The 260-nt window shown below is 60.8% G+C and carries 1 pseudogene; it reads left to right on the forward strand.

The annotated features are described in order from the left end of the window. Positions 1-260: pseudogene (locus tag DWX32_RS20400) on the forward strand (relaxase/mobilization nuclease domain-containing protein); the annotation flags it as partial.

The following is a 260-nucleotide window of genomic DNA, read 5'->3' on the forward strand; positions in this document are numbered from 1 at the left end:
GGACAGCCGACCAAGCCCACCAAGTTTGAAACGGACAAGGCGAAGCTGCGCCGGACGATACGGCAGGCACTTTCCCAAGCTGGCAGCTTTGACGAGTTTTCTTCCCTTTTGCTGCGGGAGGGTGTGACCGTCAAGGAGAGCCGGGGGCGGCTTTCCTACCTCACGCCGGACAGGACAAAGCCTATCACAGCCCGGAAGCTGGGGGACGATTTTGACAAGGCTGCTGTCCTTGCCCTGCTCACGCAGAACGCCCACAGAGC

Source organism: Blautia sp. AF19-13LB (genome assembly GCF_003479105.1).
Lineage (GTDB): Bacteria > Bacillota > Clostridia > Lachnospirales > Lachnospiraceae > Fusicatenibacter > Fusicatenibacter saccharivorans.